We start from the raw sequence: 6,235 nt of genomic DNA on the forward strand, positions 1-6,235 counted from the left end.
ATCAGCGAAGCGTCGACCGAGAACGTCGTGTCGACCGCACGGCCGAGCGCCTTCGCGATGCGCTCGCGGCACTCGTTCTGCCGCCGCATATCCAGTTCCTCGGCGGTCACCACGCGAACGACGGAACGCTCACCCAGGCCTGCGACGAGCCGGGAACGGTCGCTTTCTTCCATGCTCCGGAGCTGTTGGCAAACGGCCTCGACGAAGCGCCCGTCACCGCCGGGCGGGGTGCTGAGGGAGAGGAGTCTGCGTGCGATTCCCACTCCAACCTCGACGCTTTTACGTCTGAGCGCCCGTGCCGCGTCGGCGCGCTCGTGCTCGAGTCGCGCCCGGCCCGCGGCGAGGAGTCGCTCCATTTCGGCTCGCGCCTCCGTCTCCAGACGGGCTCGCTCCTCACGGGCCTGGCTGTGCGTTTCCTCGAGCGCTCGCGCGCGCTCGGCCGCTGCCGACTCCCGCTCCTGCTCCAGTCCCTCCCGCTCCGCCGCGAGCGCCCGGTGCGCCGACTCATCGGCCTGTTGCAGACGCTCGATCTCCGCCTGCCGGCGGCCGATCACACCGAGCACGGGCCGGTAGAGAAGGCGCTCGAGCAGCCAGACGAGGACGAGGAAGTTCACGGCCTCGAGACCGATGGTCCAGAAGTCGATGCTCATCGCATTCGGTTCCCGGTCACCCGCCGCGGGGCAAGCAAGACGTGCATCGGCGTCACCAAGTTACGTCGCCACCACCGCTCGACCCGGCCACTCATGCCGTAAACGGGTTCGCAAAGAGCACGAGAAGCGCGATCACGAGGCAGTAGATGGCCATGGTCTCGATCATCGCGAGCCCGACGAACAGGGTGCGCGAGATGGTCCCCGCCGCCTCCGGCTGGCGCGCGATGGCGTCCATGGCAGCGGCGACCGCGCGGCCTTCCCCCAGTGCCGGTCCGATGGCGCCGAAAGCCACCGCCAACGTGGCGCCGAGAACGCTGATCATCTGTATGGTCATTGCAGCTAGCCTCTTTCGATGGAGCCCACCGCCGCACCGATGAAGACGGCGGCGAGCACGGTGAAAATGTATGCCTGGACGATGCCGGTGAGCAGCTCGAGCGCCATCAATGGTACCGGTACGAGCAGCCCGGCGAGCGACAGCACGATGGCGATGATGAAATGCCCGCTCATCACGTTGCCGAACAGCCGCACCATCAGCGAAAAGGTGCGCGTCAGCTCCGAGAGCACGTTGAGGGGGAACATGAACCACTGGGGCTTGAGGTAGCCGCCGAGGTACTTGGCGAACCCCTGGCGCCGGATCCCGAACCAGTGGGTGGAAAAGAATACCACCGCCGCCAGGGCGGCAGCGGTTTCGATATACGCCGTCGGCGGGGTCACGCCCGGGAGCAGTCCCGACAGATTGGCGGTGAGCAAGAACAGGAAGAGCGTGCCGAGCAACGAGAGGTAGGGACGCGGGTCGCAGTGCATGGTGTCCCGGAGCTGCTTGTCGATGGCGAGCACGACGATCTCCAGCGCGCTCTGCCAGCGCGAAGGGCGGCTCGCCAGTCGGGCGGACGCGAGGCAGGCAATGCCTACGAGCACCGCCATCACCACAAGAGTTCCGAGCACGGGGGCAGTGATCGGCACCGGTCCGAGCTGGAAGATCACGGGGGCGACGAGCGGCGAGTCAGTCATCGCTGCCGCCTAAGCGCAATCGCGCGTCCCAGGGTGAATCCAGCGAGCATCGCGATGAGGGTGCGCGCGCCGAACAGTGCAGCGAACGTGAAGCTCGAAACGACCACCGTGAGGCGCGCGACGTGCAGGCCAATGGGCCGCCATGCAGCGCCGGGGGTCAAGTAGAGCCGCACATTCACGGCCAGCGTTGCGAGGTGCGCCTGCGCCAGGGCAAACCCGGCGGCGAGCCCGAGCCCAATCTCCCTCACCATGTGTCCGCAGATCCATGGCTCAGCCATCGTTCATGCCTGCTCTCGTTCCGCGCCGGCTAGTCCTCGTTCATTCGCCGCCACATCAACCACATGCCAGCGCCCGCGCCGAGCACGACGAGCGCGCCGGTGAAAAGGATGCCGCTCCCGCGAAGCCCATCGAGCCAACGCCCCAGAAAGACACCACCGACGGTGGGAACGACTACCAGCCAGCCGTACGCACCGATCATCGCGAGGTTGCGCCCGAGCGATCGCTCCCCCTCGCGGCGCCAGCGCGCCTCGCGTGCGTGCCGGCGTCGCGCGGCCTGCGCGAGACGTTCTTCGTCATCCGCCGCCATCCGAGGCCTCCGGCCGAGGGGCGAGTCGTCCCGGACCGGCAGCCATGGCGCCGCCGGGACGGGCGTAACGCACCAGCTGCTCGAGCGCCGCTACGTGCAGCCGGCGGGCTTGGGTCCGAGCGTCGCGCATCTGTTCCTCGGCCGCCCGCAGCCGGCCGAGCACGTCACGTTCCAGACGGGCGAGATCCTCGCCCGGCACGGCCTCCTGAGTGGCGACGGCAATCTGGTGGCCCCCACGGACGGTGAGTACCCCGCCGCGCACGGCGCAGTAACCCTCGCTCCCGTCTCGCCGGCGCCAGCTCAGGACCGACACCGCCAGCACGGTGATCAGATCGGCGTGACCGGCCCAGATACCGAAGCTCCCGCTGGCATCCTCGACGCGCACCGATACCAGATCATCCTCGCGCACCGGGATCGCGGTCGGGGTGGACACCTCGAGTCTCATTCGCCGCTTACCGGTGTGGCCGACTTGCGCTCGCGCGCCGCCGCCTCGTCCAGGTCTCCGACCATGTAGAGCGAGCGTTCGTCCCAGTCGTCGCAGTGACCGTCGATAATGGCCGCGCAGTCCGCGACCGTGCGAGCCACTGGCACCGAGCGCCCGGGCAGACCCGTGAACGCCTCGGTCACCGTGAAGGGCTGGGTGAGAAAACGCTGTAGGCGGCGGGCGCGGCGTACCGTCGCGCGATCGCTCGCGCCGAGCTCCTCCATTCCCACCAGCGCGATGATGTCCTGCAGCTCGCGGTAGCGCGCGATGCTCTCGCGCACGGCTTCGGCTACCCGAAAGTGCTCGACGCCCACGACGTCCTCGTCGAGCAGTGCCGAGGAGGAGAGCAGCGGATCGACAGCCGGGTAGGCACCCTCCGCCGCGATGGAGCGCGAAAGCACGATGCTGCTATCCAGGTGGCCAAAAATCTCGGCCACGGCCGGGTCGGTAAAATCATCCGCCGGGACGTACACAGCCTGGATCGAGGTGACCGTTGCGCCCTCGACCGAGACGATACGCTGCTCGAGACCCGCCACCTCGGTCGCGAGAGTTGGCTGGTAGCCGACCCGCGACGGTAGGCGTCCGAGCAGGCCAGAGACCTCGGCTCCGGCCTGTACGAAGCGAAAGACGTTGTCCATCAGCAACAGCACGTTGCGGCCCGCCACGTCGCGGAAATGCTCGGCAACGGCGAGCGCCGTCGCGGCCACCCGCCAGCGTGCGCCCGGCGGCTCGTTCATCTGCCCGAACACCAGGACGGTGCGCCCGAGAACACCGGACTGGCGCATCTCGAGCAGCAGCTCGTGACCCTCGCGGGTCCGTTCGCCGATGCCCGCGAAGACGGAGATGCCTTCATAGCCCTCTACCATGCGCCGGATGAGCTCCATCACCAGCACCGTCTTGCCGACGCCCGCCCCGCCGAACATGGCCGCCTTGCCTCCGCGGGCGAGCGGCGTCAGCAGGTCGATGACTTTGATACCGGTCTCGAAAGGTTCGTAGCTGGCTTTCTGTACCGCGAGCGCCGGTGGCGCGCGATGGATCGGTAAGCTCCGTGCGGTTGGATCGATCGGTTCGCCGCCGTCGAGCGGCCGTCCCAGCACATCGATGACCCGCCCCAGAAGCGCATTGCCCACGGGCACGCTGATCGGCATCCCGGTCGGGTGTACCGGAGCGCCGCGCGCGAGCCCGGTGGTCGGCTCCAGCGCCACCGCACGCACGGTATGCGGGTCGACGTGCAGCTGTACCTCGGCGCGCAACGGGCCATCCGCGCCTGCTATGACGAGCGCGTCGTCGAGAGCGGGTAGCACGCCGTCGTCGAACCGCACATCCACCACCGCGCCACGTACCGCGTGGACCGTACCCGTCGTCCTGGCCCCTTGGCGGCGAACTTCGGCATTGTCCCTATGCGCTGTCACGGCGCCGTATCCAGGTGGGCGCACATGTTTTGCTCGCTGGCCTCCATACGCCGGGTGGTCGGCATCGAGACGCCCGCCGCCTCCGTCTGTGCCGACGCGAGCGTCCCCATCATCCTGTTTCAGAGGGCAGGCGAAGTATAGTACTGCACTAATTGATTTTGAATATCGATGTTACTGTATAAATTACAATTAGTTAAATTAAAACTTTCGATATACGAGTATTCCCCTAGGAACACAATTGGATTCAAAAGGTGGCACCTGATAACCCGGACGTAGTTAAACCAAACGCCTTGGCCAAGCTCCCTCGCCTTGCGTATCGGGTATTTTATCGGCAGCCATTTCCTTGAACTCATTCGGCGGCTTTACGGTCTCAACGGGTCTTCACTGGATCCGGCTGGGGATGGGGCCACTGCCAGTCCCGGATCTCCGGCATATCCTGTCCCTCCTTGACAATGTATTCCTTGTGGTCGATCAACTTGTCGCGCATGGCCTGCTTCGCATAGGCGGCCTTGATGTGCAATTTCGGCACACGATCGATTACGTCCTGTGAGACATGCGGATAGATTTCGCTGTAGGTTCCTTCCAGGTAGACGTTCGCTACGATGCCGGGCGCACCGTGGCCGGGTGCCGGTCACATAGATCATGTCGAGGTCATGCTTCTTGATGACCCGATTGAGATGGACATAGATGAGATTCAATCCAGGCGTCGTGCCCCAGTGTCCCAAAAGCCGCGGCTTGACGTGCTCGGGCTTGAGCGGCGCGCGCAAAAGCGGATTGTCAAGCAGGTAAATCTGCCCGACCGAGAGGTAGTTCGCGGCCCGCCAGTAAGCGTTCATGCACGCCAGCTTTTCTTGCGTCAGCGTCCCCGTTTCCTCCGCCTGCGTTACCCCATCGCTCATCCGTGTATCCTCCGACCAACCACCGCGGAAATTTTCATCACTTAATGCTTCAAAATACCCCGCCGCTGTTGACGACTAGGATGGATTAAGCGACAGACTTAAGCTTTGGCTCTTGCGCGCAGATGTATGAACCCTTCGGCTTAGTCACTTTGTGCGGCCGCGTGGCTATTCCTCGCGCTCTGCGGTTACCGCGGCTACCGCCTCGGCTATCAGAGTTGAGACATCGATCTGCGTCACTTTATCGGCCAAGGCGTTCTGGGCCACAGTGCGACAGATCAGAACCCGCTGTGCGCCGGCTGCATAAAGTGCTTGCAGCGCTTCGTCCGCGAAAATGCCGTGCACCCCGATGCAAAGCGGTGCAGCGAGGCCCGCCTCCCCTACCCGACGAACAGCGGCGATCATGGTTTGCCCGGAGGAGATGACATCGTCGACGACTACAGGCGTGCGCTCGCGCCAGGCCGTCAGCTCCGCGGACTCCACCGCCACCACCCGATCCCCGAATCGCCGCTTATGGAAAACCGCGTAGGGCGCACCGGCCCGACGTGCCACCTCGGCGACCCACTGTTCACTCTCAGCGTCCGGCCCGAGAAGTACCGGTCGGGGCACATGCTTCGTCATCCAGCTCGCAATGGCCGGCGCCGCGTGGGCAACGCGAGATGGGATCGAATAGAGCGCATCGAGGCTCGGGTAACGATGCAAGTGGGGGTCGACGGTTACTAGCCAGTCAAAGGCACGGGAGATCCAGCCCGCGAAATGCCTGGATGTGATTGCCTCGCCCCTCTGGAAGCGCTTGTCCTGGCGCATGTAGGGTAAGTAAGGAGCAATCAGGCCAACCGGCGATGCCCCTAGCTCGCGTAGTGTCTCCGCCAGAAACAACACTCTCGGAATCTGGGCGTCCGGGTCGGCACGGTCCGCGACCACGACCGTGGGGCAGGCGGTGCAGTCGTCCAGGATGCGCAGATAGCACTCTCCATCCGGGAACCGACGCTGCGCCAGGCGGCCGACGTGGGCGCCGAGCGTCTTAGCCAAAGACTGAACGAGCACGGCGTCCTCGGTCAGCGAATAGATCAGCGGATCATGCACCGGCCGCACTCCCCGGGATATCGTCATAGACGCTCACAATGCCAGGCCTTTGCTCCCAGAAATCCAACGCGTAGGCGAGCTCACCCTTGGACTCGGCATGCAAGACAAGC

Annotated in this window: 9 protein-coding genes and 1 pseudogene; all 10 read right to left on the reverse strand. The window is 65.2% G+C overall.

From position 1 onward, the window contains the following. The coding region (locus tag AC52Q4_RS07985; protein ID WP_495536270.1) for a F0F1 ATP synthase subunit B family protein at window positions 1-650 on the reverse strand (650 nt) is incomplete at its 3' end. 91 nt (window positions 651-741) lie between these two features. After that, the gene (locus tag AC52Q4_RS07990) at window positions 742-984 is read right to left on the reverse strand and encodes a F0F1 ATP synthase subunit C (RefSeq protein WP_495536271.1); all 243 of its coding nucleotides are present in this window, start codon (window positions 982-984) and stop codon (window positions 742-744) included. Window positions 985-989: 5 nt separating this feature from the next. Further along, complete coding sequence (locus AC52Q4_RS07995) at window positions 990-1,661, reverse strand: F0F1 ATP synthase subunit A (RefSeq protein WP_495536272.1); 672 nt, start codon at window positions 1,659-1,661, stop codon at window positions 990-992. Next, complete coding sequence (locus AC52Q4_RS08000) at window positions 1,658-1,939, reverse strand: N-ATPase subunit AtpR (protein ID WP_495536273.1); 282 nt, start codon at window positions 1,937-1,939, stop codon at window positions 1,658-1,660. The genes AC52Q4_RS07995 and AC52Q4_RS08000 overlap by 4 nt, the downstream gene beginning before the upstream one ends. Window positions 1,940-1,968: 29 nt before the next feature. Continuing rightward, window positions 1,969-2,247 (reverse strand): AtpZ/AtpI family protein, encoded by a 279-nt coding sequence (locus AC52Q4_RS08005; RefSeq protein ID WP_495536274.1) that lies wholly within the window; start codon window positions 2,245-2,247, stop codon window positions 1,969-1,971. Then, entirely contained in the window at window positions 2,234-2,680 is a 447-nt protein-coding gene (locus AC52Q4_RS08010) for a F0F1 ATP synthase subunit epsilon (protein WP_495536275.1), read from the reverse strand. Before AC52Q4_RS08010 ends, AC52Q4_RS08005 begins: the two co-directional genes overlap by 14 nt. Before the next feature lie 8 nt (window positions 2,681-2,688). Beyond that, window positions 2,689-4,143: a F0F1 ATP synthase subunit beta gene (gene atpD / locus AC52Q4_RS08015; protein WP_495536276.1), complete on the reverse strand. Its 1,455-nt coding sequence runs from the start codon at window positions 4,141-4,143 to the stop codon at window positions 2,689-2,691. A gap of 370 nt (window positions 4,144-4,513) precedes the next feature. Continuing rightward, a complete protein-coding gene (locus tag AC52Q4_RS08020; protein WP_495536278.1) occupies window positions 4,514-4,672 on the reverse strand; it encodes a phosphoketolase family protein in 159 nt (52 codons plus the stop codon). Window positions 4,673-4,684: 12 nt separating this feature from the next. Beyond that, window positions 4,685-4,979: pseudogene (locus tag AC52Q4_RS08025) on the reverse strand (phosphoketolase family protein); the annotation flags it as partial. A 228-nt stretch (window positions 4,980-5,207) separates the two neighbouring features. Continuing rightward, on the reverse strand, window positions 5,208-6,125 hold the full coding sequence (locus AC52Q4_RS08030; protein ID WP_495536277.1) for a ribose-phosphate diphosphokinase: 918 nt from the start codon (window positions 6,123-6,125) through the stop codon (window positions 5,208-5,210). Between the last annotated feature and the right edge of the window lie 110 nt (window positions 6,126-6,235).

It is taken from the genome of Nitrococcus sp. (assembly GCF_059432795.1).

Bases quoted from the DNA above. Each gene is read 5' to 3' on its own strand.
- AC52Q4_RS07990 (WP_495536271.1), bottom strand. From the start codon at position 984: ATGACCATACAGATGATCAGCGTTCTCGGCGCCACGTTGGCGGTGGCT.
- AC52Q4_RS07995 (WP_495536272.1), bottom strand. From the start codon at position 1,661: ATGACTGACTCGCCGCTCGTCGCCCCCGTGATCTTCCAGCTCGGACCG.
- AC52Q4_RS08000 (WP_495536273.1), bottom strand. From the start codon at position 1,939: ATGGCTGAGCCATGGATCTGCGGACACATGGTGAGGGAGATTGGGCTC.
- AC52Q4_RS08005 (WP_495536274.1), bottom strand. From the start codon at position 2,247: ATGGCGGCGGATGACGAAGAACGTCTCGCGCAGGCCGCGCGACGCCGG.